Source organism: Herbaspirillum sp. 1173 (genome assembly GCF_031455335.1).
Classification (GTDB): Bacteria; Pseudomonadota; Gammaproteobacteria; order Burkholderiales; family Burkholderiaceae_D; genus Herbaspirillum; species Herbaspirillum huttiense.
The window spans coordinates 64055-89795 of the sequence record NZ_JAVDSP010000006.1; the positions used below are offsets into that span (position 1 = coordinate 64055).

General features: G+C 63.9%; 21 protein-coding genes. 10 read left to right on the top strand and 11 right to left on the bottom strand.

Annotated elements, in window-relative coordinates; all coding sequences use genetic code 11:
- Positions 1 to 77: 77 nt before the first annotated feature.
- From J2X56_RS18790 to J2X56_RS18800, 3 genes are read left to right on the top strand one after another with little or no spacing between them, the layout of a single operon-like run.
- A complete protein-coding gene (locus tag J2X56_RS18790) occupies positions 78 to 1037 on the top strand; it encodes a bifunctional enoyl-CoA hydratase/phosphate acetyltransferase (RefSeq protein WP_121042419.1) in 960 nt (319 codons plus the stop codon).
- Positions 1034 to 2215 carry an acetate/propionate family kinase gene (locus J2X56_RS18795; protein ID WP_121042421.1) on the top strand — a complete coding sequence of 394 codons (1182 nt, stop codon included), beginning with the start codon at positions 1034 to 1036 and terminating at the stop codon, positions 2213 to 2215. The genes J2X56_RS18790 and J2X56_RS18795 overlap by 4 nt, the downstream gene beginning before the upstream one ends.
- Positions 2212 to 3354, top strand: coding sequence for an alpha/beta fold hydrolase (locus J2X56_RS18800; protein WP_121042423.1), 1143 nt, complete (start codon positions 2212 to 2214; stop codon positions 3352 to 3354). The genes J2X56_RS18795 and J2X56_RS18800 overlap by 4 nt, the downstream gene beginning before the upstream one ends.
- 9 nt (positions 3355 to 3363) lie before the next feature.
- Here the strand turns inward: J2X56_RS18800 and J2X56_RS18805 are convergent, their stop codons facing one another.
- Positions 3364 to 4794 (bottom strand): GGDEF domain-containing protein, encoded by a 1431-nt coding sequence (locus J2X56_RS18805; protein ID WP_245202107.1) that lies wholly within the window; start codon positions 4792 to 4794, stop codon positions 3364 to 3366.
- Positions 4795 to 5053: 259 nt separating this feature from the next.
- Positions 5054 to 5704 (bottom strand): TetR/AcrR family transcriptional regulator, encoded by a 651-nt coding sequence (locus J2X56_RS18810; RefSeq protein ID WP_121042426.1) that lies wholly within the window; start codon positions 5702 to 5704, stop codon positions 5054 to 5056.
- Between the two features lie 220 nt (positions 5705 to 5924).
- Between J2X56_RS18810 and J2X56_RS18815 the strand changes: the two genes are divergently transcribed.
- The 3 genes from J2X56_RS18815 to J2X56_RS18825 are packed head-to-tail and all read left to right on the top strand — an operon-like array spanning position 5925 to position 11625.
- Positions 5925 to 7010, top strand: a complete 1086-nt coding sequence (locus J2X56_RS18815) for an efflux RND transporter periplasmic adaptor subunit (protein WP_310162086.1) — start codon at positions 5925 to 5927, stop codon at positions 7008 to 7010.
- On the top strand, positions 7007 to 10150 hold the full coding sequence (locus tag J2X56_RS18820) for an efflux RND transporter permease subunit (RefSeq protein ID WP_121042428.1): 3144 nt from the start codon (positions 7007 to 7009) through the stop codon (positions 10148 to 10150). Before J2X56_RS18815 ends, J2X56_RS18820 begins: the two co-directional genes overlap by 4 nt.
- The gene (locus J2X56_RS18825; protein ID WP_134135735.1) at positions 10150 to 11625 is read left to right on the top strand and encodes an efflux transporter outer membrane subunit; all 1476 of its coding nucleotides are present in this window, start codon (positions 10150 to 10152) and stop codon (positions 11623 to 11625) included. Before J2X56_RS18820 ends, J2X56_RS18825 begins: the two co-directional genes overlap by 1 nt.
- Before the next feature lie 12 nt (positions 11626 to 11637).
- Here the strand turns inward: J2X56_RS18825 and J2X56_RS18830 are convergent, their stop codons facing one another.
- Positions 11638 to 11784, bottom strand: a complete 147-nt coding sequence (locus J2X56_RS18830) for a hypothetical protein (protein WP_158601263.1) — start codon at positions 11782 to 11784, stop codon at positions 11638 to 11640.
- A gap of 245 nt (positions 11785 to 12029) precedes the next feature.
- On the opposite strand from J2X56_RS18830, the gene J2X56_RS18835 reads away from it, so the two are divergent.
- On the top strand, positions 12030 to 12896 hold the full coding sequence (locus J2X56_RS18835; RefSeq protein ID WP_310161675.1) for a hypothetical protein: 867 nt from the start codon (positions 12030 to 12032) through the stop codon (positions 12894 to 12896).
- 17 nt (positions 12897 to 12913) lie between these two features.
- Here the strand turns inward: J2X56_RS18835 and J2X56_RS18840 are convergent, their stop codons facing one another.
- The 5 genes from J2X56_RS18840 to J2X56_RS18860 all read right to left on the bottom strand — a co-directional run bounded on the left by J2X56_RS18840 (position 12914) and on the right by J2X56_RS18860 (position 19498).
- On the bottom strand, positions 12914 to 13765 hold the full coding sequence (locus tag J2X56_RS18840) for a carbohydrate ABC transporter permease (RefSeq protein WP_039789561.1): 852 nt from the start codon (positions 13763 to 13765) through the stop codon (positions 12914 to 12916).
- 54 nt (positions 13766 to 13819) lie between these two features.
- The gene (locus J2X56_RS18845; protein WP_034331164.1) at positions 13820 to 14743 is read right to left on the bottom strand and encodes a carbohydrate ABC transporter permease; all 924 of its coding nucleotides are present in this window, start codon (positions 14741 to 14743) and stop codon (positions 13820 to 13822) included.
- 103 nt (positions 14744 to 14846) lie between these two features.
- A complete protein-coding gene (locus J2X56_RS18850; RefSeq protein WP_310161680.1) occupies positions 14847 to 16094 on the bottom strand; it encodes an extracellular solute-binding protein in 1248 nt (415 codons plus the stop codon).
- A 220-nt stretch (positions 16095 to 16314) separates the two neighbouring features.
- Positions 16315 to 18291, bottom strand: a complete 1977-nt coding sequence (locus J2X56_RS18855; protein WP_204726213.1) for a beta-galactosidase — start codon at positions 18289 to 18291, stop codon at positions 16315 to 16317.
- A gap of 61 nt (positions 18292 to 18352) precedes the next feature.
- Positions 18353 to 19498: an ABC transporter ATP-binding protein gene (locus J2X56_RS18860; protein WP_121042436.1), complete on the bottom strand. Its 1146-nt coding sequence runs from the start codon at positions 19496 to 19498 to the stop codon at positions 18353 to 18355.
- Between the two features lie 417 nt (positions 19499 to 19915).
- On the opposite strand from J2X56_RS18860, the gene J2X56_RS18865 reads away from it, so the two are divergent.
- On the top strand, positions 19916 to 20938 hold the full coding sequence (locus tag J2X56_RS18865) for a LacI family DNA-binding transcriptional regulator (protein ID WP_204726212.1): 1023 nt from the start codon (positions 19916 to 19918) through the stop codon (positions 20936 to 20938).
- Between the two features lie 7 nt (positions 20939 to 20945).
- Here the strand turns inward: J2X56_RS18865 and J2X56_RS18870 are convergent, their stop codons facing one another.
- Positions 20946 to 21578 (bottom strand): TetR family transcriptional regulator, encoded by a 633-nt coding sequence (locus J2X56_RS18870; protein ID WP_121042440.1) that lies wholly within the window; start codon positions 21576 to 21578, stop codon positions 20946 to 20948.
- Between the two features lie 186 nt (positions 21579 to 21764).
- On the opposite strand from J2X56_RS18870, the gene J2X56_RS18875 reads away from it, so the two are divergent.
- Complete coding sequence (locus tag J2X56_RS18875) at positions 21765 to 22994, top strand: arabinose transporter (protein ID WP_204726211.1); 1230 nt, start codon at positions 21765 to 21767, stop codon at positions 22992 to 22994.
- Between the two features lie 91 nt (positions 22995 to 23085).
- Here the strand turns inward: J2X56_RS18875 and J2X56_RS18880 are convergent, their stop codons facing one another.
- Complete coding sequence (locus tag J2X56_RS18880) at positions 23086 to 24174, bottom strand: sensor domain-containing diguanylate cyclase (RefSeq protein ID WP_121042444.1); 1089 nt, start codon at positions 24172 to 24174, stop codon at positions 23086 to 23088.
- 551 nt (positions 24175 to 24725) lie between these two features.
- On the opposite strand from J2X56_RS18880, the gene J2X56_RS18885 reads away from it, so the two are divergent.
- Positions 24726 to 25136, top strand: a complete 411-nt coding sequence (locus J2X56_RS18885; protein ID WP_034331147.1) for a hypothetical protein — start codon at positions 24726 to 24728, stop codon at positions 25134 to 25136.
- Between the two features lie 151 nt (positions 25137 to 25287).
- Here J2X56_RS18885 and J2X56_RS18890 read toward each other — a convergent pair whose 3' ends face one another.
- Positions 25288 to 25647, bottom strand: coding sequence for a 5-carboxymethyl-2-hydroxymuconate Delta-isomerase (locus tag J2X56_RS18890; RefSeq protein WP_034331145.1), 360 nt, complete (start codon positions 25645 to 25647; stop codon positions 25288 to 25290).
- Positions 25648 to 25741 lie beyond the last annotated feature (94 nt).

A 25741-nucleotide genomic window follows, 5' to 3' on the forward strand; every position in this document is an offset into this window, starting at 1 on the left:
CCGCCTGCGGCTATGCTGCGACACAGCAAGCCAGCATGAGTGCGTCCGGCCTCATGCCATTCCCTCAGGAGGACACCATGTTTCCACCGACGCAGGCCACGCCTGCCGAGCGCTACGGTCAACTCATCCGCGATGCCCTGGGCGCGCAGGCGATGCGGGTTGCCGTAGTCCATCCCTGTTCTGCCGAGGCCTTGCAGGGCGCGCTGGAGGCGCGCGAAGAGGGCCTGCTGGAGCCGCTGCTGGTCGGGCCTGAAGCCCGGATACGGCGCGTCGCCGAAGAAGCCGGCCTGTCGCTGGCGGGTCTGCAGATCGAGTCCACCGAACACAGCCACGCCGCCGCTGCGCGCGCCGTCGAGCTGGCGGTACGAGGGCAGGTATCCGCGCTCATGAAGGGCAGCCTGCACAGTGATGAACTGCTGGGGGCGGTCGTGGCCTCCGGCTCGGGACTGCGTACCGAGCGCCGCATCAGCCATGTGTATGCCATGGCCATTCCCACCTATGCCAAGCCGCTCATCATCACCGATGCCGCCATCAACATTGCGCCCACCCTGGCGCACAAGCGCGACATCTGCCAGAACGCCATCGACCTGCTGCACGTGATGGGCGTGCCGCGTCCGCATGTGGCGGTGCTGGCGGCAGTGGAGACGGTCAATCCGGCCATGCCCTCCACGCTCGATGCCGCAGCCCTGACCGTGATGGCCACGCGCCATCAGATCACCGGTGCGCTGGTCGACGGTCCGCTGGCTTTCGACAATGCCATCAGTCTGCAATCGGCTAGCATCAAGCAGATTACTTCGCCGGTGGCCGGCAGTGCCGACATCCTGCTGGTCCCCGACCTCGAAGCCGGCAACATGCTGGCCAAGCAATTGATCTACCTGTCACAGGCCGAGGCCGCCGGGCTGGTGCTGGGGGCACGCGTGCCGGTCATCCTCACCAGCCGCGCCGACAGCTTGCGCGTACGTCTGGCCTCCTCGGCACTGGCCCGTCTGTTCGCCTCGCGCAGCAAGGTGCAGGCGGTCGGCAAGGAGGCTGCATGAATCGCTGGCTGCTGACCTTCAATGCGGGATCGTCCTCGATCAAGCTGGGCATCTTCCGGCTCGATGGCGAGCGTGCCAGCAAGATCGGCCACGGACAGCTCGACCTGCATCTGTCTCCCTTGCGGCTGCGCCTGGAGATCGAAGGCGTGGCGTCGGCCATGGCCATCGACGCCGATCCTGCTGCCTCCATGGACAAGGTACTGGAGCAGGTGCTGCACCAGCTGGAGGTGGGTCACGAGCAGGGCGCGCTGTGTGCAGTGGGCCATCGCGTGGTGCATGGCGGCTTGCATCTGGCCCATTCGGTACTGCTGGATGAGCGCATCGAACAGGAACTGGAATCCCTGGCCCCGCTGGCACCCCTGCACCAGCCGCAGAACCTGCGTCTGATCCGCGCCATCGCGCGCCTGCGTCCGGGCCTGCCGCAAACGGCCTCCTTCGATACCGCATTCCATGCGACGCAGGATGCACTGGCGCGCCGCTTCGCGCTGCCGCGCAAGCTGCATGACGAGGGCGTGCTGCGCTATGGTTTCCATGGCATTTCCTACCGCTACATCGCCAGTGAATTGCGCCGCCGCCAGTTGCCCGAGGCGCATGGCAACGTGGTGGTGGCGCATCTGGGCAATGGTGCCAGCCTGTGCGGCATCCAGAACGGGCGCAGTGTCGATGCCAGTACCGGATTCTCCACGCTGGAAGGCGTGCCCATGGGCACGCGCTGTGGTGCTCTCGATGCGGGCGTGCTGCTGTATCTGCTGCAGCAAGGGATGACGCCGGCGGCGCTGGAAGACTTGCTGTACCACCAGTCTGGCCTGCTGGGTGTGTCCGGGGTGAGTGCCGATGTGCGCACCCTGCAGCAGAGTACGGAACCCTCCGCGCGCGAGGCGCTGGAGTTGTTCGCGTTGCGCTGTGCCGGTGAAGCCGCACGCCTGGCGACCACGCTGGGCGGCATGGATGCGCTGGTCTTCACGGCCGGCATCGGCGAACACGACGCGCGCATGCGTGCGGCCATCTGCGCCCGCCTCGACTGGCTGGGCGTGCAGCTCGACGAAAGCGCCAACGCCCAGCATCTCGAATGCATCAGCCATCAGGCCAGCCGCGTGCGCGTGCTGGTGATTCCGACCAATGAAGAACAGGTCATTGCCGACGATGCGGCAAGACTCATCCATGGGAGCCCCGCATGACGACCTCATCTGCCAGCCACGCCCGCCATCCCGCACCAGAGCCTGCGGCCTGCGGGCCCGGTTGCGTACCGCTGTTCTGGCCCATGATGCTGGCCACCGAAGTGTTTCGCCAGGGACAGGAAGTGGTGGACAAGCATCTGCGCTTTCTGGAAGAAGAGACCAAGCTGCATTCCCTGCATCACCCGCAGATGGCCACCGCCAACCAGGTGCGCCTGACGCTGCGTACGCTGAGCTTGCGCGAATACGGCAAGCCCGCTGCCGCGCATGCGGTCCCGACGCTGGTGGTGGCTCCCTATGCGGGACACACCTCGGTGATCGCCGACTACTACCGCGGTCAGAGCCTGGTCGAAACGCTGATGGAACATGGCGTGCCGCACGTGTTCCTGACTGACTGGCACAGCGCCAGCGAGGACATGAAGGACCTGGAGATCGACAACTACCTGGCTGATCTCTGCGTGGTCATCGATGAACTTGGCGGACGCGCCAACCTGGTGGGCCTGTGCCAGGGTGGCTGGATTTCGGCCATGATCGCGGCGCGCTTCCCGCACAAGGTACAGCGGCTGGTACTGGCCGGCTCGCCCATCGATGCCGGGGCGGGAGAAGGCCCGCTCAAGCAGATGGTGGAGCGCACGCCGATTCGCTTCTACGAAGATCTGGTGCGTACCGGCGGCGGCCTCATGCGCGGCAGTTTCATGCTGCAGGGCTGGAAGAACATGCATCCCGACGAGCATTACTTCAGCGAACATGTGGACCTGTTCCAGCACATCGACGACCCGGTGTATCTGGCCAAGCGCGAGATCTTCGCGGCCTGGTACGAAACGCCGATCGACCTGCCGGGACGCTGGTATCTCCAGGCCATCCGCCAGATCTTCAAGGACAATCTGCTGGCACGCGGCCAGTACGTGGCGCTGGGAAAGATGCTGGACCTGCGCGATATCACCTGCCCGCTCTACCTGCTGGCCGGAGAACGCGATGACATCACCACACCCGAGCAGGTGCTCAACGCAGCGCAATTGGTGGGCACCCCTGCTGCGCACATCACGCAGCGCGTGGTGCCGGGCGGGCATATCGGCCTGTTCATGGGCGGGCGCACCCTGGCTGAGGCCTGGCCTCAGATCGCGCAGTGGCTCGCTGCATGAAGGCCGACCTCAGATCGCGGAACTGATCTCCACCCGATTGCGGCCCGCTGACTTGGCGGCATACAAGGCCTGATCGGCTTCGGCCAGGAGTTGTTCGGCTTGCGCGTGACGCTGCAAGTTGGCCTGTGCCACGCCGAGGCTGATGGTGACCTTGCCGAAACGGCTGTGCGCATGCGGCAGGGCGAGGTGCTCGATGGCTGCCCGAATGCGCTCGGCCACCTTGCTCGCGCCAGCCGCATCGCTGCCCGGCAGGATCACCACGAATTCTTCGCCGCCATAGCGCGCCGCGCCGTCCTCATGGCGCGCCAGGCTGGTCCGCAAGGCGGCGGCTACCTGGGCCAGAACCAGGTCGCCGGACTGGTGGCCGTAACCATCGTTGTAGAGCTTGAAGAAATCGACATCGATGAAGATCACGCTGAGCTGCCGCAGCGTTCCCTCGCGCAGGTGCTGCCAGTGGCGCGCCATCAGCTCGTCCATCGAGCGGCGGTTGATCAGTCCGGTCAGGCCATCGATGGTGGCCAGTGTGGTCAGGGTCTTTTCCGACGCATGGCGGCGCAGGAATTCACTTTGCATCGAGCGGAAGAAGGAGAGGGCGCTGAAGATCAGCAGGATGGAACCGATGATGAGGATGGCCAGCGTCTTCTGCCAGTAGTTGTAGATGTTGCTCTTGGCATAGCCGACGAAGACCATCAGGTTGGTGCCCGGCACCGCGTGAAAGGCGTACAGGCGCTCGACGCCGTCATTGACCGACTTCCAGAAGAAGTGACCGGAGTCCTGCTTCAGGAAACTGTCGAGCATCGGTGCCGAACTCAGATTGCGGCCGACCATGGCCGGGTCATAGGGAATGCGCACATACACCGTGGCATCGCGCGAGTAGATCGACAGGACGCCGTTGTTGCCCACATCCACCCCTTCCAGCATGGAGCGGAAATAGGCCAGGTCCAGCACCATCATGGCCACGCCAGCGAAGTTGCCCTGCACGTCGGTGATGCGCCGGGACAGCACGACGACGAAGTAATCCTTGGCCAGCTGGATGGGTTTGGAGAGAAACAGCTTGCCGGCGGGGCTGTCGGCGTTCTGCTGGGCCTGGAAGAAAGGCGCATCGCTGAAATCATTGGTCAGCAGCACCGGCGAACTGCGTGAACTGGAGACCAGGAGGCCGTTCTTGTCGAGCACGGCGGTTTCGACGATGTAGCGATTGACTTGTCCGCCCGTGAAGAGAAACGACCCCAGCTCGCTGCCCGACACCGGGAAATGCAGCACCTGGCGATAGCGTTCGCCGATGGAATCGAGGACCGAACAGAAGAACTCTGCGTGCCGCTGCAGGCCGCGCTGCATCACCAGCGTGATGTTGGCCGCATGGCCGATGGCCGTTTCTTTCGCCTGCTGGTGGCTCTGGTAGATGGCACCGCCGCCGAGCAGGATGGCCATCAAGACCATGATCACCCAGCCCCTTTGCACATCGCGCTTCAGGATTTGAATTTTGGACTCCGGAACGTCACAGACCAGATGCGTGGCCCGTCCATTTCTGTTCCGGGAACTGCCTCACGTGGCTATCTGCAGGAAAGGGCGAGCAGGCCGCCTTTTTTTCGAAACGGAATATAGCAGCAAGCGCCAGTGCGCGCAGCTTCCAGGCCGCAGGATGCAGCCTGCCAACAACACGAGCAGGGGAGGTCATACCAGTTGTTGCGGCGATTTCTCAGGCAGCAGGACTTGCAAGCACTGCGGCACCGGGTGCGGCAATCGCAATGGACGCCTTGAGGAACCACGCCAGCACCGATTCGGCGGTCTTGCCATCGACGATGTGCGGTACGCAGCGATAGGAAAAACTCACGCCCTCGCACAAGGCCATCAGCCCGATGGCGATCTCGCGCGGCGGCGCGGCCGGGGCGGTGCCGGTCAGGCGGCAGTAGGCTTCGACGAAGCGGGTGATCTGGCCGTAGCGCTGCTCCAGGAAGGTATCGAGCTGGGCGCGGAATTTTTCGTCGCGCAAGGCAATGATGCGCGCTTCCATCCACAGCAGGCTGCACTTGTCATCGCGGTACAGCGCCGAGTACTGCACCGCCAGCGCGTCGCGCAGGGCATCGGGGTCGGTCAGTTCGCCACCGAGGATGCGCTCGAAACCACGGTCGATGCTCTCGCCTTCACGGCGCAGCAGCTCGAAGAACAGCTGCTCCTTGTCATCGAAGTTGGAGTAGAAGGCCCCGCGCGAGTATCCGGCGGCGGTGCTGATATCCTCCACGCTGGCCTGCGCGTATCCCTTCTGCATGAACACCGCGTGCGCCGCCTCCAGCAGACGTTCCCGGGTCTGCTCACGGCTTTGCTCGCGGCTGAGTCGTTGGCGTGTCATGGGGCTGGATTCTAACACTGTTGTATTCGGATACAGGATTGCATTTGAATTCATATGTGCATTAGAATCGCTGAACTTTTGTAAAGATGCGGAACGCGCCGCGGTCCGACACCTGACACTACCCTTTCCCGAAAGGAATGCTGTGAAGCCAGTCTCCCGTCCGTGTTCCGGCCGTCTTTCCACGTCTCTTTCGGCCCCTCGCCGCGTCCCGCTGACGCGCATGGCGCTGCTGGCGATTCCCTTCGCGGTGTTGCTCTCGGCCTGCAGCAAGCCGGCCCCCGTCGCCGACGCCCCGCGTGAAGTGGTGGTGCTGCAGGCGCAGGAACGCGGCAGCACCCGGCCGCTGCACCTGCCGGCCGAAGTGCAGTCGCGCTATGTAACCTCGCTCTCCTTCCGCGTGGCGGGCCAGTTGGTGGAACGCCGCGTGCATCTGGGTGACGCCGTGCGCAAGGGCCAGGTGCTGGCGCGTCTCGATCCCTCGGACGCCGATCAGAATGCTGCCTCGGCGCGCGCCGAACTGGCCTCCGCCCGCCAGCATCTGGATGCAGCGGAGAAACAGTTGCAGCGTGACACCGCACAAGCCGCCGAACAGCTCATCAGCGCCCAGCAACTGGAGCAGAGCCAGGATGCGCATGCCGCCGCGCTGTCGCAATTCAAGGCCGCGCAGGCCCGTGCCTCGGTGGCCGGCAACCAGCGCGACTACACCACCCTGGTAGCCCAGCATGATGGGGTCATCAGCGCCGAGCAGGCCAATACCGGTGACGTCTTGAGTGCTGGCCAGCCGGTTTATTCGCTCGCCTGGTCGGGCGCAGTGGACGTGGTCACCGACGTGGCGGACCGCCAGTTGGCCGGCCTGCAGCCCGGTGCCGCCGCCGAGGTCACGCTGGCGGCCCTGCCCGGCAAGAGCTACAAGGGCCGCGTGCGCGAGGTCAGCCCGGCGGCCGATCCGCAAAGCCGCACCTTCCGCATCAAGGTCACGCTGGAACAGCCGGACGCCAGCGTGCGCCTCGGCATGACCGGTGAAGTGAAGATCACACCGGCCGACACGGCGCAGGGCCAGGTGCTGCTGCTCCCGGCGACTGCCCTGTTCCATCAAGGTGCCAAGCCTGCGGTGTGGATCGTGACCAATGATGGCAAGCTGGAACTGCGTCCGGTCACCGTCGCGGCCTACGGCGAGCGCAGCATCTCGCTCTCGCAAGGCGTGGCCACACAGGACAAGGTGGTGGTGCAGGGCGTGCATACCCTTACCGCGGGTGAGAAGGTCAAGCCGGTCGCCCCGCTGCACGCCGAGGACTTCGCCCTATGAGCGCGCCTGGCCGTTTCAATCTTTCCGCCTGGACCCTGCAGCACCAGGCGCTGGTGACCTTCATCCTGGCGCTGGTGACGCTGCTGGGCATCGGTTCCTACTCGCGCCTGTCCCAATCGGAAGACCCGCCCTTCACCTTCAAGGTGATGGTGATCCAGACCGACTGGCCCGGTGCCACCGCGCGCCAGGTGCAGGAGCAGATTACCGACCGCATCGCCCGCAAGCTGCAGGAGACGCCCGATGTGGATTTCCTGCGCAGCTATTCGCGCGCAGGGCAGTCGCAGCTCTTCTTCACCATCAAGGACACGGCCCCGGCCTCGCAGGTGCCGCAGACCTGGTACCAGGTGCGCAAGAAAGTCGGCGACGTTGCGGCGACCTTGCCACAGGGCGTCAGGGGCCCTTACTTCAATGACGAGTTCGGGGACGTCTACACCAACATCTACGCCCTGGCCGGCGATGGCTTCACGCCTGCGCAGCTGCGCGACTATGCCGACCAGCTGCGCGGCGAACTGCTGCATGTGCCGGGCGTGGCCAAGATCGATTACTTCGGCGAGCGCCAGGAACGCATCTACATCGACATCGGCAACACCCGCATGACGCGCCTGGGCATCAGCCCGCAGCAACTGGCCGACGCCATCGGCGGGCAGAATGCGGTGGTGCCGGGTGGCCTCATCACCACCGGCAGTGACCGCGTCTACGTGCGTCCCACCGGCCAGTTCGACAACCTGCGCGCGCTGGAAGACAAGATCATCCACGTCAACAACCGCAACTTCCGCCTGGGCGACATCGCCACCATCACGCGTGGCTACGACGAACCGCAGGAACAGGAGATGCGCGCCAACGGCCAGCCGGTGCTGGGCATCGGCGTGACCATGCAGCCGGGCGGCGACGTGATCCGCCTGGGCAAGGCGCTGGACGAGCGAACTGAACAATTGCGCAAGCGCCTGCCTGCCGGGCTCACGCTGACGGCAGTGTCGAGCATGCCGCATGCGGTGGAAAAATCGGTAGATGACTTTTTGGAAGCCGTGGCCGAAGCGGTCGCCATCGTGCTGGTGGTGAGCCTGGTATCGCTGGGCATCCGCACCGGCATGGTGGTGGTGATCTCGATTCCCATCGTGCTGGCGGTGACGTCGCTGTTCATGTACCTGTTCGACATCGGCCTGCACAAGGTTTCCTTGGGCACGCTGGTGCTGGCGCTGGGTTTGCTGGTGGATGACGCCATCATCGCCGTCGAGATGATGGCGGTGAAACTGGAACAGGGCTGGAACCGCCGCCGCGCCGCGGCCTTCGCCTACACCAGCACGGCCTTCCCGATGCTGACCGGCACTCTGGTGACGGTGGCCGGCTTCCTGCCGATTGCGCTGGCCAAGTCGGGGACCGGCGAATACACGCGATCCATCTTCGAGGTCTCGGCCATTGCGCTGCTGTTGTCCTGGCTGGCGGCGGTGGTGCTCATTCCGCTGCTGGGCTATCACATGCTCAAGGAAAAGCCGGGCGCGCTCACCGATGAACAGATCGCCGCCAATCCGCATGCCGGCCATGATGAGGAAGACCACGATCACCCCATCTACCAGACCCGCATCTACACCTGGCTGCGCCGTTCGGTGGCCTGGTGCGTGGCCTTCCGCGGCCGCGTGGTGATCGCCACCACGGTGCTCTTCATCGCTTCCCTGGCGGCCTTTGCGCTGGTGCCGCAGCAATTCTTCCCAAGCTCCGACCGCCCTGAATTGCTGATCGACCTGCACCTGCCGGAGCGCGCCTCCTTTGAAGCCACCCAGCGCGAGGCAGTGCGCATGGAAGCGCTGCTCAAGGATCGCCCGCAGATCGACCACGTGGTCAGTTTCGTCGGGGTCGGTGCGCCGCGCTTTTACCTGCCGCTGGATCAGCAACTGGCCAGCCCCAACTTCGCGCAATTCGTGGTTACCGCCAAGTCGGTGGAAGATCGCGAGGCCTTGGCCCGCGCGCTGGAAGAGCCGCTGCGCAAGCAGTTCAGCGGCGCACGCACGCGCATGACCCGACTGGAGAACGGCCCGCCGGTGGGCTTCCCGGTGCAGTTCCGCATCAGTGGCGAACAGATTCCCAAGGTGCGTGCCATCGCCGAACAGGTGGCGGCTGAATTGCGCAAGGAGAGCCGCGCCACCAATATCCAGTTCGACTGGGATGAACCGGCCCAGCGTTCGGTGTCCTTCGAGATCGACCAGAAGCGTGCCGGCGAACTGGGGTTGAGCAGCCAGCAGATTGCCAATTTCCTGGCGATGCAATTGTCGGGCTTCACGGTGACGCAATACCGCGAACGCGACAAACTCATTGGCGTCGACCTGCGGGCCCCGCGCAGCGAGCGGGTTGATCCGTCGCGCCTGGCTACCTTGTCCATGCCGACCGCCAACGGCCCGGTGCCGCTGGCCGCGCTCGGCCAGTTCCACAATACGCTGGAATACGGCGTGATCTGGGAGCGTGATCGCCAACCGACGATTACCGTATTGGCTGACGTGCGCGCCGGCGTGCAGGGCATCGACGTCACCAATGACGTCAACCGCAAGCTTGATGCGCTGCGTGGCGAGCTGCCGGTGGGCTATCGCATCGACGTCGGCGGACCCGTGGAAGAGAACGCCAAGGCGCAATCCTCGATCTCGGCGCAGATGCCGCTGATGATCATTGCCGTGCTGCTGTTGCTGATGGTGCAGTTGCAGAGTTTCGGCCGCACCCTGATGGTGGTCATGACCGCACCGCTCGGATTGATCGGCGTGGTGGGCGCACTGCTGCTGTTCGGCCAGCCCTTCGGCTTCGTCGCCATGCTGGGTACCATCGCCATGCTGGGCATCATCATGCGCAACTCGGTGATCCTGGTGGACCAGATCGAGCAGGACATTGCCGCAGGACGTGGCCGCTTCGATGCCATCGTCGGTGCCACCGTGCGCCGCTTCCGTCCGATCACGCTGACGGCGGCGGCGGCCGTGCTGGCGCTGATTCCGCTGTTGCGCAGCAACTTCTTCGGTCCGATGGCCACTGCCCTGATGGGCGGTATCACCATCGCCACCATCCTGACCCTGTTCTACCTGCCGGCGCTGTATGCGCTGTGCTACCGGGTCAAGCCGGATGAAACCCATCACCGCGACCACGCCGCGCAAGGGAGCCACTGATGAGCGCCGTTCGTTTGATGTTTGCCCCGCAGGTGCGCCCTCTGGCGCTGGCCGCGGCACTGCTGCTGTCGGGTTGCGCGCTGGGCCCGACCGGCGAAGCACCGGCCGTGCCGCAACCGGTCCACTACGCCGCCGAGGCCACCCCGGCCACGCTGGGTCCGCAGGAGGCGCGCCAGACCTTCGTACTGGGCCAGCGCAGCGTGCCGCAATGGTGGCGCGCCTTTGGTTCGGCGGATTTGTCCGCCTGGGTCGAGGAGGCGCTGCGCAGCAATCATTCGCTGGCCGAAGCGGACCGCAACCTGGCCAGTGCGCGCCTGCAATTGCGTGCGCAGATCGATGAATCGCTGTGGCCGACCATCGACGCAGTCGGCCAGGCCCAGCGCCAGCGCGCCCTGGGTCTGCCCAATCTTGGCCCGACCACCAACCTGTACAACGTCTTCGCCGGCCAGATCCGCGCCAGCTATACCTTCGACCTGTTCGGCGTGGAGCGCTTCGCCAACTCGGCGCTGGCCGCCCAGGTCGATGCCCAGTCCTACCAGTTCGATGCGGCACGCCGCGCGGTAGCGGCCAACGTGGTCATCACGGCCATCAATGCCGCCTCCCTGCGCGCGCAGGTGGCCGACACCGAGCGCCTGGTGGCGCTGGCCGATGCCGACGTGGACGAATTGCAGCGGCGTCTTGCGCTCGGTGCCGTCTCCAATGACGATGTCCTGTCCGCGCGCGCCAATGCGCAATCGCTGCGCGCCAGCCTGCCCGCCCTGAAAGCGCAATGGCAGGGCGCACGTCACGCGCTGGCGGTACTGATGGGCCGCACGCCGGATGCCGCACCGGCCGATCTCGACATCACGCGCCTGAAGCTGCCCGAACAGGTGCCGATGACGGTGCCTTCGGAATTGCTGAAACAGCGCCCCGACATTCTCGCGGCCGATGCCGCATTGAAGGTGGCGGCCGCACAGCAGGCGCTGGCGACAGCGGAGATGTTCCCCAGCCTGTCCATCAGCGCATCGTTCGGCCAGTCCGGTTTCTCCTGGGCCAAGGCCACCAGCGGTGCGGGAGCCGTGTGGGGTCTGGGCGCATCGCTGACGCAGCCGCTGTTCCATGGCGGTGCCCTGCGCGCCAAGCGCGATGCCAGCAAGGAAGCCTACCTCGCAGCCGAGGCGCATTATCGCCAGACCGTGTTGAATGCTTTCCAGAACGTGGCCGATAGTCTGGTGGCCTTGACGCAGGATGCCGACGCCTTGCAGGCCTCGGCGGCGGCACGCGCGGCCACCGAGCAGGGCTGGCGCAATGCGCAGCGGCGCGCGCAACTGGGCGCTTATCCGGCCAGTGCAGCGCGGGCCGGCGAACGCCAGTATCTCAATGCGAAGCTGGGCGAAATTCGCGCAACTGCCAGCCGCATGAACGATACGGCCACGCTGTATCAGGCCATGGGCGTAGGGCTGGACGCGTCCCGGCAGCAGGCGGCCCAGCCCTGAGGATCGCGCAGTTCAGCCACCGGTGTACTGGTGGAACAGGTGGCTGAACAGCCGCGTCAGGTCCTTGAACAGCATCGCCCCGCCGCGTCCGGCGTGGGCCTCGACAGTCATGCTCAACATGCCGATGAATACGGCCAGGCGCAGGGTGGTGGTATGCATGATGTTCTCCTTGGGTTGCGGTGTCGATGGAGACATCGTGCGCCGCTGCCATCACGGCCGTATGTCAAAAAACCACGCGCGTATTTCAGCTGAAATATTTTCTTTTTCCTGTCAGTGATTCGTCAGTCACGCGACGCGCAGCTCGGCTATATTCTCGCTGGATGGCAGGCCTGAGGCCCGCCATCGAGGGATGCGGCAACGATAACGACAACACGCGCGGGCGCGCAAGGAACATCGGGGATTTCATGTTGAGAATGCTGGTATGCATGGCAGCCTTGCTGCTGAGCGGTTGTGCCTCCATCACCGGCACGCAGACGCAACCCGTTTCGGTTCAGGCCACGCAGGGCAACCAGATCATCTCGGGCGCCACGTGCACCCTCACCAATGACGCGGGTCAATGGTTCGTGAAGACGCCGGGCAGTGTCACTGTCAGGAAGAGCACCGCCGACCTCTTTGTGGAATGCGCCAAGGATGGCGTGACCGGACAAGTCAAAGCCGTCTCCCGGGCCAACAACAATGTCTGGGGCAACGTCTTCGCAGGCGGGCTGATCGGCTATGCCATCGACCGCAACAGCGGTGCCGGCTTTGATTATCCCGAGACGGTCACGGTGATCCTGGGCGGCAAGCTGGGCATGATGTCCTCCTCTGGCGTGGCCGGGGTGGCACCTCCCAATGGCAGCAACGCGGGCACGGTCAGCATCGACCCAAGTCCGCCGGACGGTCGCTGGCGCGCCGTCATGTCCTGCGATGCCAACCGCTTCAACAAGGATTCGCAGCCCTTCCAGGCCAGCTTCAACGCCCAGGTGGACGGCAACCGTGTGGTCATCCGACGGCGCAACAAGATCGCCGAGGAAGTCATGTCGGGCACCATCTCCGGCGAGTCCCTGAGCCTGGCCGGGATGGGTTACCGGCTGGAGAACCCGGCCAATTCGTGGACCTTCAAGATCGATGGCGTCTTCATGGGCAACGGCAAGATCTACAACGGCAAAGGCGCGCAGCTGGCCAAGAATGGCACGACTGCACGCCTTTGCACGGTACTCATGATCCACACCGATGTGCCGCCCCCGGTACCAGCGCAAACGCCCGAGGCGGGCGTCGCGACCCTGCAGTAAGCGCCGGCCGCGATCCTTCAGCCCTTGCTGGCCCCGAAGGTCAGCCCGGCCACGAACTGCTTCTGCATCACGAAGAACAGGATCACCGAAGGCAGCGCTGCCAGGATGGAACCGGCCGAGACCAGGTTCCAGGCCGTGGTCCATTGTCCGCGCAGCGCCGCCACGCCCACGGTGATGGGCGCCACGTCATCGCCCTGGGTCAGCACCAGCGCCCAGAAGTAATCATTCCACACGAAGGTGAATACCAGCACGGCCAGCGCGGCCAGCGCCGGGCGAATCAGCGGCAGCACGATGCGATAGAACACGGTCCATTCGCTGGCCCCTTCGATGCGCGCCGCCTCGATCATCTCGAAGGGCAGCTGCTTGATGAAATTGCGCAGGAACAAGGTGCAGAATCCGGTCTGCATGGCGATATGGAACAGCATCATCCCGGTGATGGTGTTGAACAGGCCCAGCGACAGCGACAGGTCACGCACCGGAATCATCAGGATCTGCTGCGGCACGAAGTTGCAGGCCACGAAGGTGGCGAACAGCACCGTGTTGCCACGAAACTGGTAAGTGGACAGCGCAAAGCCGGCCATGGCCGCCAGCGAAATCGCGCCGATCACAGAGGGAATGGTGATGAGGCAGCTGTTCCAGAAGTAATGCAGCATGGGCGAGGCGGTCAGCGCCTCGCGGTAATTCTCCAGCATGGCGAAGTCCTGCGGCCAGCCCCAGTAGTTGCCGGCCATCAGTTCATCGTTGGAGCGGATCGAGGTGACCAGCGCGGTCAGCATCGGCAGCAGCCAGATCAGCAGCGCCACCGGCAGCGAAGCCCGGTAGAGCGCGCGGTTGATCGGCTTCCATTTTTCTATCGGCATGGGGAACATGGCGATCTCTCTTTTCTCTTGAACGTTGGGCGATGGACGTGCGGCGACGGATGATCAGCGTTCGTCGCGCAGCATGCGGCGCAGTTGATAGATGATGTAGACCAGCATGATGGCAAACAGCGTCACCGCCACGGCCGCCGAATATCCCTGGCGGTAATACTTGATGGCCTGGTCATAGGCGTAATACGCCAGCACGGTGGAGCTTTCGTAAGGGCCGCCGCTGGTCATCACCGAGATCAGGTCGAAGCTGCGCAGCGCGCCGATGATGCTGACCACGAAGGCCATGAAGGTGGTTGAACGCAACTGCGGCAGGATCACGTAGCGCAGCATGCTCCAGCCCTTGGCCCCTTCCATGCGGGCGGCTTCCACCTGGTCATGGTTCAGGGCGGTCAGGCCGGTGAGGAACAGGATCATGCAATACGCGGTCTGCGGCCACAGGGCGGCGAAGATGATGCCGAAGGTGGCATAGCGCGCATCGCCCAGCACCGGCACGCCCTGGCCCAGAATCAGCGAGAGCAGGCCGAAGCTGGGGTCATAGAACCAGCTGTAGATCAGTCCGACCACCACGCCCGAGAGCACGAAGGGCGCGAAGAACAGCGACTTCACCACGCGCATCCCGGCTACCTTCTGGTTCAGGTAGAGCGCGATGGCCAGGCCCATGGGCGGGGCCAGCAGGAACATGAGCAGCCACAGCACGTTGTTCTTCAAGGCCGTGTAGAAGGTCGGCGCATGGAACAGTTCGATGTAGTTGGCCAGGCCCACATACTTGGGAGCGGTCATGCCATCCCAGCTGAAGAAGCTGAGATAGATCGTATAGAGAATCGGGTACAGCACGTAGACCAGCGTCATCACGCAGGCCGGCGCCAGGAACCAGAAGGCGGCGCGATTGCGGCGGGCGGCACTGCGCTGCGGGCCGGAGACCGGCGTGGCAGCAGGTTGGGTCGCAGGCGGCTGCGCGGCGGATGTGGGCGCTAGCATGGCGGAGTCTCCTTCTTTTTCTGCGGGCCATTCCGCTGCTGCACGGGGCAGGCGGAATGGCCCGGATGGACTGCCTGGACCAGCCAGGCATCAACAACGACGATCAGGACTTCTTGTAGATACGCTTGCGGCTTTGTTCCAGTTCGTTGAGCACGTCATCGATTTTGGTCGGATCGCTGACGAACTTCTGCATGCCCTTCATGCCTTCATCGGCCATTTCCTTGGTCATGTCGCGATCATAGAACTGCGAGATGCCGCCCTTGGCGTTGGAGAGGATCTCGAAGCCGATGCGCGAGATCGGATCGGCCGGGGCCGGCGACTTGCTGTTGGCCGGCAGCGAACCCAGGCCATCGGCCAGCTTGGCGCTGATGGCCGGCGTGCCGACGAAGGCGATGAAGCGGCGTGCATCGGTCTTGTTGCGGGCCTTGGCCGGGATGTGGATGGATTCGGTCGGACCTTCCTCGGCGGTCGGCACATTGGCATCGATGATGGGGAACTGGAAGTAACCCATCTCCGGTGCCAGCTTGGCCGGGAAGCCCTTGGCGATGAAGGTGCCCATCAGCATCATGGCGGCCTTGCCCTGGAACAGGAAGGGCTGGGCGCCATCCAGGTCATAGGACAGCGCATTGTCGATGAAATACTTGTTGTCGATCAGGCTCTTCCAGGCGGTGTAGACCTTCTTGACGCGCGGGTCGGTGTAGGCGATGTCGCCGGCCATCAACTGCTGGTGGAAGGCGTTGCCGTTGATGCGCAGGTCGAGGTAATCGAACCAGCCGGCCAGGGTCCAGGCGTCACGGCCACCGACGGCGATGGGGGCGATGCCGGCAGCCTTCAACTTCTTGCAGGCCTCCAGGAATTCATCCCAGCTCTTGGGTTCGGCAGCGATGCCGACCTTCTTGAACAGGTCCTTGCGATAGAACATGCCCCACGAGTAATACACGGTCGGTGCCGAGTATTGCTTGCCCTGCCAGGACGAGGCTTCCTTGGTGGAGGCGTAGGTGCTGTCCCAGCCGTTCTTCTTCCAGTCTTCGCTCAGGTCTTCCAGCAGGCCGCGGCTGGCATAGAAGGCCATGCGTTCGCCGTTGTGCCAGTTGATGATGTCCGGGGCCTGGGTCGAGAGCCAGCCCGGCAGTTGCACCTTGTAGGCTTCTTCCTCGATGAAGGAGACCTTGACGTCGACGTCCGGGTTGGCCTTCTTGAATTCATCGACCGTGGATTGCCACACGGTGCGCTGCACGGCGCCCTTGTAGGCGATGTTGACGGCCAGCGTGCCGGCCAGGGCGGCGGCGCTCCAGGCGGCGGAGGCGGCCAGGCAGCCGGCGATCACGGTCATGCGCATCATTTTCTTCATTGTTGTCTCCGAATGTTTGGTTCAGACAGTTGAAGCCATTCAAACCGCTAAACAGTTTATAAAGTTTATAAAGTTTAAAAAGTCTTGAAGTTCTAAAAAGTTGATACGGCTGTGTCGTGGATCTTCCAGATTTTTCCAGGATCCTGCAGGTTCTGTCGCCTGCTCGTGCACGGCTGCCGCAGCCGCCGTGCTGTCTTCCAGAGTGCGGCCGGCGTGTTGCTTATCCTTGCGGGTGCGGACGGTAAATCGCCACGCCCTGCGGTTCCAGCGCCGCCTGTCCGACCAGGAACTGCGCGCCGTCGGCATGCGGCAGCGTGATCGGTGCGTCGCTGTAGTTGAAGGCGAACTGCAGGCCGCCGCGCTGCTGCAGGCGCAGGCCTTCCGGCAGACGTTGCGGTGCCAAGCCGGCGGCGCGCGCCACCTGCTCGAAGTAGCGCGTGGTCAGCCCGGCATCGAAGATGCCAGCCAGGTAGTGCGCACGCTCCTTCTGCACGATGGCGGGATGGCCGTCAGCGAAGGTGGCAATGGTCTGCAGGCCGTCGCCATCGGCTTCGATCAGGTCGCGCCAGTAGCGGGCCTGGCCTTCTTCCGTACCGAACCGTACTGTTTCGCTGACGTTGGGGCGCATCGATTCCACGCGCCATACGCGCATCGGCAGCAGCTGCTGCAGCGGGCCCGGTGGCAGGGTCGACGGAATCTGCAGCGATTTGGTCTTGGAGCCGCTGCGCGGACCGAACACCACCTGCGCGCCACTGTCTGCGATGCGGCCCGGCAGGTCGTCCGGCACGATGGGCAGCGGCGGCACCACGATCATGGCGTAGCCTTGCAGATCGGCGTTGAGCGGGACGATGTCCACATCCAGACCGAGCGAACGCAGGGTCGAGTAATAGTCGAAGGCGAAATGCGCATATTCGAAATCGATGCCCTGGAAATGGATCTCGAAGAGCCACTTGGCATCGTAGTCGAACAGCAGCGCCACTTTGCCGCGCGGCTGGGCCAAGGCACCGTTGGCGTTTTCCACCGCGATGATTTCCTGGGCCACGCGTTCGGCTTCGGTGCCGCCCACGTCGAGACGATTGTCAGGACGGTTCAGCCCGGCGTGCAGTTGCTCCTGCGCGAACGGGCACTGGCGCCAGCGGAAGTAGGAGACGCAGCCGGCACCATGAGAGAAGGCTTCCCAGCTCCACAGGCGCACCATGCCCGGCAGCGGGGCGGGATTCCAGTGGGCCCAGTTCACCGGGCCGGGCTGCTGTTCCATCACCCAGAACGGCTGGGCCGACATGCCGCGATACAGGTCGTGGTTGAAGCTGGCGAAATCGGGATGGCCGGTGCGCAGCCAGCGGGCCTTGGTGTCGGCGTCGTACCACATCACTTCCAGCGCGCCCAGCGGATAGCTGTCCCAGGTCGCCACATCGAGGTCGGCGGCCACCGGATAGTGATCGAACTCCAGGAACATCTGCATGAAGTTGTGCACCATCAGCCGGCCCGGCGAGAGCGGGCGCAGGATCTCGACCTGCATGCGGTTGTAGCGCACCACTTCGTCCGAGGCAAAGCGGCGATAGTCCAGGCGATGCGAGGGATGGGCCTCGGTGACGGTGCCGACGGGCGCATCGATCTCGTCGAAGCTGCGGTATTCCATGCTCCAGAACACGGTGCCCCAGGCGGTATTGAGCGCATCGATGCTGCCATAGCGCTGGCGCAGCCACTGGCGGAAGCGGCGCTGGGCCGAGGGCGAATAGCTGACCACGGTCTGGTGGCAGCCGTATTCGTTGTCCAGCTGCCAGGCGGTCACCGCCGGATGCTGGCCGTAGCGTTCGCCCAGCAGGCGCACGATGCGCTGCGATTCTTCGTAATACGAGTCCGAGGAAAAATCATAATGGCGGCGCGAACCGAAGGCGCGTTCGCGGCCGTTGGCGTCGACCGCCAGCACGTCGTCGTGACGGTCGATGAGCCACTTGGGCGGGGTCGCGGTCGGGGTGCACATCACCACTTCCAGGCCGTGGCTGGCCAGCACCTCGATGGCGCGGTCCAGCCAGTCCCAGCGCAGGTCGCCGGGCGAGGGCTCGATGCGGCTCCAGGCGAATTCGCCGATGCGCACCTGCTTGATGCCGAGCGCCTTCATGCGCCGGGCATCGCTTTCCCACATGGCCTCGGGCCAATGTTCGGGGTAGTAACAGACTCCCAATCGTAACGACATGATCGTGGTTCCTTAGCGGTAGTGAAGCGTCAAGAGAAGAGGGCGCGTGCGCACTGCCTGATCAGGCGGCGGCAGCCAGGCCCGGATGAACTTGTGTGCGCGCCAGTGCCACGCCGTCCGCATCGAACAGGTAGGCGCAGCTGGGCGCGACCGACACGCGCAGGCGCTCGCCGCGCGCGATGTGGGCATCGCCCGGGGCCTTGGCCACCAGCGGCTGGCCGGCCGGCTCGTCCAGGTGCACATAGGTCTGCTCGCCCAGGCGCTCCACCAGCATCACTTCGCGGGTGATGCCGTACTGGCCCTGGCTGCCGATTTCCATGTGTTCGGGGCGTACGCCCAAGGTGACCTGCTGGCCCGGCTGCACCGGCCCCTTGGCCGCCACCAGCAGGGTTTCCTCGCTGTGCTGCAGGCGGATCAGGATGCCGTTCTCCTGCGCATTCACCACCTGCGCGGGCAGGAAGTTCATGCGCGGCGAACCGATGAAACCGGCCACGAAACGATTGCGCGGATGGTGATACAGCTCCATCGGGGCACCGACCTGGGCGATGCTGCCGAAGCGCTGGGTATCTGCGCCGGCATGCAGCAGCACGATGCGGTCGGCCAGGGTCATGGCCTCGACCTGGTCGTGCGTGACGTAGACCACACTGGCCTGTTCGAACTGGCGATGCAGACGGGCGATCTCGATGCGGGTCTGGCTGCGCAGGGTGGCGTCGAGGTTGGAGAGCGGTTCGTCGAACAGGAACACGCCAGGACGGCGCACGATCGCGCGGCCGATGGCCACGCGCTGGCGCTGGCCGCCGGAGAGTTCCTTGGGCTTGCGCTGCAGCAGTTCTTCCAGCTGCAGGATGCGCGCCGCTTCGCGCACCTTCTGTTCGATCTCGGCCTTGGGCAGCTTGGCCAGGGTCAGGCCGAAGCTCATGTTTTCATACACCGTCATGTGCGGGAACAGCGCATAGCTCTGGAACACCATCGCTACCGAACGCTGCGCCGACGGCACGTCATTGACGCGCTTGCCGCCGATGAAGAGATCGCCGCTGGTGAGATCTTCCAGCCCCGCGATACTGCGCAGGAGCGTGGATTTGCCGCAGCCGGAGGGACCCAGGAAAACACAGAATTCATGTTCGCCAATGTCGAGATCGACATTGCGGATTACCGGCGGTGCGTCGCCGTAGGCTTTTTGTGCTGCACGCAAGCTGATGCTGGCCATCACGTTTTCCTAGCAGAAATGGATTGCAGGGCAGGGCACCACGAGGCAGGTGCGGCGTCAGGTTAAGCGCTTAATCAAGTGACCCAAAAAAAAGATCGCCTGAGTTTCCTGTATGCAATCGGGGGTTGTCTCCACGTCGTTGTTCTGAGCGTGTTGCCGTGTTGGGTTGGCAAATATTTTGGTCGATCATACCCATCTTGGATGGCCTCTGCAACAACAATCCTGTAACGAAAAACTGCCAGCGTTTTGTCAGGAATGCGTTCCTCTGAAGGAGTGCGGCGCGGATGAACAATACGTAAATCATTTACGGATCGGCTGCGCGGCGCGTCTTCAATTTGCGCTGCGCGACCCGCTTGTGCGCGTTGACAAGCCCGTCATAAGCGGTTTGAATGCGAGGGCTTCCAACTCCATGCACCCATGACCACCTTATCCGAAGTTGCCCGTCTGGCCGGTGTCACCTCGGCCACAGTGTCCAACGTCTTGCGCCAGCGCGGCAAGGTCGGCGAGCAGACGCGCCAGCGCGTGCTGGAAGCGGTCGCCCAGCTCGGCTATCGTCCGCATCTGACCGCACGCGCCCTGGCCGAGGGGCGCGCGCCCACGCTGGCGCTGGTGGTCTCCAGCATCGCCAACCCGTTCTATCCGGAATTCGCCCTGGCGGCCGAGCGTGCGGCGCGCGAGCGCGGCCGCTTCCTGATCGTCTGCAATACCAACGACGATCCCGACACCGGCCGCGCCTACCTCGACCAGATCGCAGGAACGCTCTCCGACGGCGTGCTCATCATGAATGCCAACCTGCCCATGGACGAGCTCAAGAAGACCGAGCGGCGTGGCGCCCCGGTGGTGCTGTGCATGTGGGAGAAACCGGACGCCCCGCCCGAGCTGCCCTGCATCGCGGTGGATTTCTATGCGGCCGGCGCGACCGCTGCGCAGCACCTGCTGGGGATCGGCCATCGTCACATCGGTGCGCTGGTCGGCAGCAAGAAGAGCGGCATTCATGCGGAACGCTATCGCGGCTTCGTCGAGGCCTGTGCCGGTGCCGGCGTCAGGCACACCTTGCAGCGTACGCGCTACATCGCTGATACGGTCGAGGCGGGGTATCAGGCCACCATCGCGCTGTTGCGCGAGGAGCCGCAGCTCACGGCCATCTTCGCCAGCAATGATCTGCCGGCACTGGGTGCGATGAACGCCATCGCCGACCTGGGGATGAATGTGCCGCGCGACATCTCGGTGATCGGCATCACCGACATCCAGTGGGCGCGGGTCTCGCGTCCGGCGCTGACCACCGTGGCGGTGCCGACGGAAGAAGCGGCGCGCATGTCCATCGACCTGCTGCTGGCCTTGATCGAGGGCCGCAGTCCCTCGCCCGTGATGCGGGTGACGGCGACACCGCAGCTGGTGCAGCGGGCTTCCACGGCGGTGCCGCGCAAGCGCGAGGCATGAGCGCGATTCAGCGCGCTTGCAGGCTGTCCAGATAGGCGCAGAACATGTCGGCCATGGCCTCGCCATGGGCGCGTATTTCCTTCTCAGGCAGCGTGCCGCGCGAAAGATGTTCGCCCGCCGTGGTGAGCGTGGTCATCATCAATTGCCCCGCGCGTTTGCGCCGTGGCGCGGAAACCCCCGGCAAGGCTTCGCGCATGAACTGCGCGATGATGCCGTCCCAGTCGTGGCGCATTTCTTCAGCCTCGCGCGCATCGCGGTAGAGCGGCGCGGCATCGGCCAGCGCCATCCGTACCTGGGCTTCTTCGAATTCGCTGCGCAAAAAGGCATGCACCAGTTCGCGCAGGCGGCGTGCCGGTGGCTTGTCCGTCTCCTGCAGCAGCTGGCGCACCATCGCCGTGGTCTGCTGCCATTCGTCGGCCTGCAGGCGAAACAGGATGGCCGCCTTGTTGGGGAAATACTGATACACCGATCCCACACTCACGCCCGCGCGCTCGGCCACGCGCGCCGTTGTGAAACGCGGCGCACCTTCGCGCAGCAAAACCTGAACAGCAGCTTCCAGGATGGCTGCCACCAGCTCGGTGGAGCGCGCCTGTTGCGGTGTCTTGCGGAGGGTAATCTCGGGGCGGCGGGGCTTGTTCATGGGGAGGGCGGGGAAGTAGCGAAGACGTAAATGGAATGCGACTAGGAAACATGACGAATCCGTCACATACTGCTATCGACGGAATATGACGGCTTCGTCGCATTCTACTGCGCAGCGTTCCTGCCATCAACGGGACTTCCGCAACATTCCTGAGTCCACCCTTCACAATTTTCTTCGAGGTTTCCCATGAACGGAAAACAGGCAGACCCGCCTCTCTCCATCCCGCCGGCCACCGCCGCCGGCACCGGCACATCAGTCCTGCAGGCGCTTGCACCGCTGACGCTGGCCGTCTTCATCGCCTTTCTCACCATCGGCCTGCAGTTGCCGGTGCTGCCCTTGCACCTGAAGGAGGCACTGGGCATGAACGCCACCGTAGTGGGTGTGGTGGTCGGTGCACAATTTGCAGCGGCGCTGCTCTCGCGTGCCTGGGCCGGCAACGTGGCGGATCTGCGTGGCCCCAAGCGCGCTGTCGTCGGCGGCTTCGTGGCTGCGGCGCTGTCGGGATTGATCTATCTGGCCTCTCTGCTCTGGCTGGACCAGCCGGCCATCTCGGTGGCGGTACTGCTGGCGGGACGCGTCCTGCTGGCGCTGGGCGAGAGCTTGGTCATCACCGGCACCATGGGCTGGGGCATCGCGCTGGTCGGGCCGCAGCATGGCGGCAAGGTGATGGCCTGGCTCGGCATCGCCATCTATGCAGCCATGGCCGGCGGTGCACCGTTGGGTGTGGCCGTCAGCAAGGCCTGGGGATTTGCGGGGATTGCCGGTGTGAGCGTGCTCTTGCCGATAGGGGCGCTGCTGGCGGTCAGCCCCTTGCGTGGCGTAGTGCCCGGTGCCAGCCGCCGCACGCCCTTTTACCAGGTGCTGGGTGCCGTGTGGCAGCCTGGCCTGGGGCTGGCATTTTCCAGCGTCGGCTTCGGCGTCATCACGGCATTCATCGCGTTGTTGTTTGCGGCACGGTCGTGGGGGGATTCCTCGTTGGCCTTCACCAGCTTTGGTGTGGCGTTCATCTTGGCGCGCCTGTTCTTTGCCCATCTGCCGGATCAGGTCGGTGGCGCAAAAGTGGCGCTCGTGTGTGTGGTCATCGAGGTGTGCGGGCAGTTGCTGATCTGGCAGGCCGATAGCGCCTGGATGGCCTATGCAGGTGCGGCACTGACCGGTTTTGGCTATTCGCTGGTGTTCCCCGGATTCGGCGTGGAAGCGATGCGCCGTGCACCACCGCAGACGCGCGGCCTGGCCATGGGGGCGTATGTGGCCTTCCTGGATCTGTCGCTGGGCATCACCAGCCCGCTGGCCGGTGCGCTGGCCAGCCATGCGGGGGTACAGAGCGTGTATCTCGCGGGGGGCGTGGTGGTAGGCTTGTCGATGCTGGTGGCGCTCTCTCTGCTTTCCAAACCGCCTGCTGGTCAAGGGCGATAAGAGCTCGCTACGGACCATAAAAAAATCGCCGCTGTTTTCACAGCGGCGATTTTCGTTCCTGCACCAGCGTCAGCAGCGGCAAGGAGCGAGCTCATGCATTGCGCGGATTACGCCCATGCTTGCGCTGATACATGGCCTGGTCAGCCGCATGCAGCAAGGCGCTGAAGTCGCACATCTCCGAAGGCGTCACGGTCGCCGCGCCCAGGCTGATCTCGATGTCGGTGTGCGGCCACTTCACGCGGGCCACGGATTGCTTGATACGTTCCGAGACTTGCATGGCACCGGTCTCATCGGTATCCGGCAGGATCAGCGAAAACTCGTCGCCACCGTAACGTGCCAGGAAGTCGCTGGCCCGCAACGGCGAGCGCAGCACGCGCGCCAGTTGCACCAGCAGGGCATCACCGGCCGGGTGGCCATAGGTATCGTTGTATTGCTTGAAGTAATCCACGTCCACCATCAGCATGGTCAGCGGACGGGCATTGCGCAGATGGCGTGTCCATTCTTCGCGCAGGCGCGAATCGAAACTGCGGCGGTTGCCGATGCCGGTCAGGGCGTCGGTCATGGTCTGCTGTTCCAGCTTCTGCATGGCGCGATGGCTGTCGATCTGCGCTTCCAGCTGGCGTGCCAGTTTCTGGAAGGCGTCACGTTGTGCCGGGGTCAGGGTGCGCGGTACGCGGTCCATCACGCACAGCGTGCCCAGGATGTCGCCATTGCCCGACACCAGCGGCACACCCGCATAAAAACGCACGGCTGGATTGCCGCGTGCCAGCGCACTGGTGGCAAAGCGCAGATCGCTGGACAGGTCATTCACTTCCGTAATCTGGCCCGGCGTACGGGCCGCCATTTCGCACAGCGAGAAGTCGACCGCATTGCGCATCACCCCGGTCTGGCCGGGGAAGCGCCACCACTGGTTGCGGGCATCGCCACGGCCATTGTTGACCGACAGGTAAGGATGCTGCAGGCCGATGTCTGCGTGCAGCTGGCTGAACATGCCCATGGGCGTGCCGCAGACGCTGGAGGCCAGCGAGATGAAGTCGGACAGGGCCGGTTCCAGCCAGGCATCGGCGTCACTGTCGGTGTGCGCAAGCTCGATGCGCTGGGAGGCGTTGTCCGTCATGGCGCGATGCGCAGCTTGGGTCCGCTTGAAAATGGAGCGTTCGGGAGTGTACTGAGCGTGCAAATCTCGAATGTTCATGGCGCGATACTCGTGAGGGTTGTGTTGCGTTATGTTCGGTCGCCGTCAGCGCAGTGGATTGCAGTGGGGAGGACGGCGTGGCATAGCGGTGTGCAAGTGGAAATATTTTTCTTTTTCTTCGCCACACACCATGTTGCCCTGCGACATCAAGGTAGCAGATCGAGTTCGGAAGTAAACCGATTTGGAACATCCTCTTACAATTTATACGCGTTCGTAGCGCAAACGATGCTATTCCGATCACATACAAACAGCTTGGCTGATCATGCTGACAATTGACGATTTATTAGTCTCTTACCGGCGATATGCGACATTAGTTTTTTCGCGCTGAAATGAACATCGGACAGCACCACTTTCGCGTGTCAGCGGATTCTTATATTGCTCTGCAATATGTCGGGGGAAAGGCGACGAACGGGCGTCGCCATGCGGCGACATAACGCTGTCGCCACAGGGAGACGATTAATGCTTGCCAAGCGCGATGGTCGTAAATAAACTCTGCCGTTCCTTGTTTGATCCGATCAACGTTTTTGAAAGCAGAGATGTCGACCCAGCCCAAAGCAGGCGCAGTCCTGTTCGCCAAAGATGTAGCCCGCCTCGCCGCGTTTTATGCGCAGGTGCTGGCGGTGGTTCCCAAGCAGGCCCAGGCGGAGAAAGTAGTGATCGAAGCCGAGGATTTCCTGCTGGTGATTCATGCGATTCCGCAAGCCAGTGCAGCCACGGTGGAGATCACTTCGCCACCGGTGCTGCGCGAGAACGTGCCGGTGAAGCTGTTCCTTCCCGTGCGTTCGCTCACCCACGCCCGACTCGCCACGCAGCAGCTTGGCGGTGGCATGAAAGCGGCCGAGGCCGAATGGAGCGGTCCGGATTTTCGTGCCTGCGATGGCTTTGATCCGGAAGGCAACGTGGTGCAGTTCCGCGAATTCCTGCGCGAACCTGCACTGGCATCCTGAAGCTCGGATGCACTGACCACGCACGGTCGCGCGGCATCACAAGAACAATATCGCGCACCTGTCGTGCACCAGCAAAAAAAGCCGCCCGGTCTGCACCGTGCGGCTTTTCGTTTTGAGGGCCGCGCCGTGATGGCGCTGGCGGGCCCGCAGCTTATTGCAGGGCGAGCTTGAAGTAGCTCTCGCGCTGCATGTCCACCACTTCCACCGTGAGCTGTACCTGCAGATCCTTGGGCCAGTTCTGGTCCTTCTGGAGTGCCGCGCCCAGCAGGTCGGATACCTGCTTCTTGTCTTCCAGCGTGCGGCCGGTCAGGATGGCCAGGCGCACCGCCACGAAGGCACGTTTGGCCTCCGGTGCGGTACCGACCAGGTAGTTGTCCAGACGCACGGCACGCGCCTTGATGGCGTTTTCTTCAAAGTGTCCGCTGGCCACCAGCGCCTGGTTCAGCTTGAGCAGCGTCGGTTGCACATCGAGGGCGAGATTGCCGGTGTATTCCAGTACGAGATGGGGCATGGTGTTTCCAGTCCTTGTGGGTGAGTGGAGGGATCAGCAGTGAATGATGAGGGCTCAACACTGTAGGCCAAAACGAAGTCGCGTGCGATTGGGC

Excerpts from the sequence above, each read along its gene's own strand:
- J2X56_RS18850 (WP_310161680.1), bottom strand. The coding sequence starts at position 16,094 with ATGAAGAAAATGATGCGCATGACCGTGATCGCCGGCTGCCTGGCCGCC.
- J2X56_RS18820 (WP_121042428.1), top strand. The coding sequence starts at position 7,007 with ATGAGCGCGCCTGGCCGTTTCAATCTTTCCGCCTGGACCCTGCAGCAC.
- J2X56_RS18830 (WP_158601263.1), bottom strand. The coding sequence starts at position 11,784 with ATGCATACCACCACCCTGCGCCTGGCCGTATTCATCGGCATGTTGAGC.
- J2X56_RS18840 (WP_039789561.1), bottom strand. The coding sequence starts at position 13,765 with ATGTTCCCCATGCCGATAGAAAAATGGAAGCCGATCAACCGCGCGCTC.
- J2X56_RS18890 (WP_034331145.1), bottom strand. The coding sequence starts at position 25,647 with ATGCCCCATCTCGTACTGGAATACACCGGCAATCTCGCCCTCGATGTG.
- J2X56_RS18800 (WP_121042423.1), top strand. The coding sequence starts at position 2,212 with ATGACGACCTCATCTGCCAGCCACGCCCGCCATCCCGCACCAGAGCCT.
- J2X56_RS18805 (WP_245202107.1), bottom strand. The coding sequence starts at position 4,794 with ATGGTCTTGATGGCCATCCTGCTCGGCGGCGGTGCCATCTACCAGAGC.
- J2X56_RS18810 (WP_121042426.1), bottom strand. The coding sequence starts at position 5,704 with ATGACACGCCAACGACTCAGCCGCGAGCAAAGCCGTGAGCAGACCCGG.
- J2X56_RS18795 (WP_121042421.1), top strand. The coding sequence starts at position 1,034 with ATGAATCGCTGGCTGCTGACCTTCAATGCGGGATCGTCCTCGATCAAG.
- J2X56_RS18790 (WP_121042419.1), top strand. The coding sequence starts at position 78 with ATGTTTCCACCGACGCAGGCCACGCCTGCCGAGCGCTACGGTCAACTC.
- J2X56_RS18815 (WP_310162086.1), top strand. The coding sequence starts at position 5,925 with ATGGCGCTGCTGGCGATTCCCTTCGCGGTGTTGCTCTCGGCCTGCAGC.
- J2X56_RS18885 (WP_034331147.1), top strand. The coding sequence starts at position 24,726 with ATGTCGACCCAGCCCAAAGCAGGCGCAGTCCTGTTCGCCAAAGATGTA.
- J2X56_RS18870 (WP_121042440.1), bottom strand. The coding sequence starts at position 21,578 with ATGAACAAGCCCCGCCGCCCCGAGATTACCCTCCGCAAGACACCGCAA.
- J2X56_RS18845 (WP_034331164.1), bottom strand. The coding sequence starts at position 14,743 with ATGCTAGCGCCCACATCCGCCGCGCAGCCGCCTGCGACCCAACCTGCT.
- J2X56_RS18860 (WP_121042436.1), bottom strand. The coding sequence starts at position 19,498 with ATGGCCAGCATCAGCTTGCGTGCAGCACAAAAAGCCTACGGCGACGCA.
- J2X56_RS18865 (WP_204726212.1), top strand. The coding sequence starts at position 19,916 with ATGACCACCTTATCCGAAGTTGCCCGTCTGGCCGGTGTCACCTCGGCC.
- J2X56_RS18835 (WP_310161675.1), top strand. The coding sequence starts at position 12,030 with ATGTTGAGAATGCTGGTATGCATGGCAGCCTTGCTGCTGAGCGGTTGT.
- J2X56_RS18825 (WP_134135735.1), top strand. The coding sequence starts at position 10,150 with ATGAGCGCCGTTCGTTTGATGTTTGCCCCGCAGGTGCGCCCTCTGGCG.
- J2X56_RS18855 (WP_204726213.1), bottom strand. The coding sequence starts at position 18,291 with ATGTCGTTACGATTGGGAGTCTGTTACTACCCCGAACATTGGCCCGAG.
- J2X56_RS18875 (WP_204726211.1), top strand. The coding sequence starts at position 21,765 with ATGAACGGAAAACAGGCAGACCCGCCTCTCTCCATCCCGCCGGCCACC.